This is a genomic window from Streptomyces sp. col6 (assembly GCF_008042035.1).
Taxonomy (GTDB): Bacteria; Actinomycetota; Actinomycetes; order Streptomycetales; family Streptomycetaceae; genus Streptomyces.
In genome coordinates, this window is sequence record NZ_RDBL01000038.1 from 1 (window position 1) to 611 (window position 611).

Sequence of the window (611 nt, forward strand, 5' to 3'; positions counted from 1 at the left end):
GGGCTAGATGAACTTCTGGCCGGCCAGGAACTCGGCCAGCTGCTTGCCGCCCTCGCCCTCGTCCTTCACGATCGTGCCCGCGGTACGGGCCGGACGCTCGGTCGCGGAATCGACCGCGGTCCACGCACCCGCCAGACCCACCTCGTCCGCGTCGATCCCCAGGTCGTCCAGATCCAGGGACTTCACCGGCTTCTTCTTCGCCGCCATGATCCCCTTGAACGACGGGTAACGGGCCTCACCCGACTGGTCGGTCACCGACACCACCGCCGGCAGCGACGCCTCCAGCTCCTCCGACGCACTGTCCCCGTCACGACGCCCCCGCACCACACCACCCTCGACGGACACCTGCGACAGCAACGTCACCTGCGGCACACCCAGCCGCTCCGCCAGCAGCGCCGGAACCACACCCATCGTGCCGTCCGTCGACGCCATACCCGAGATCACCAGGTCGTACCCGGTCTCCTCGACCGCCTTCGCCAGCACCAGCGACGTCCCCAGCGCGTCCGTACCGTGCAGATCGTCGTCCTCGACGTGAACCGCCTTGTCCGCACCCATCGACAACGCCTTGCGCAACGCGTCCTTGGCATCCTCCGGACCCACCGTCAACACGG

1 protein-coding gene is annotated in these 611 nt (G+C 68.6%); it reads right to left on the minus strand.

What is annotated here, in order from left to right; translation table 11 throughout:
* Nucleotides 1–3 precede the first annotated feature (3 nt).
* Nucleotides 4–611, minus strand: a 608-nt coding sequence (locus tag EAO73_RS34790; protein ID WP_147975532.1) for an electron transfer flavoprotein subunit beta/FixA family protein, incomplete at its 5' end; no start/stop codon positions are given.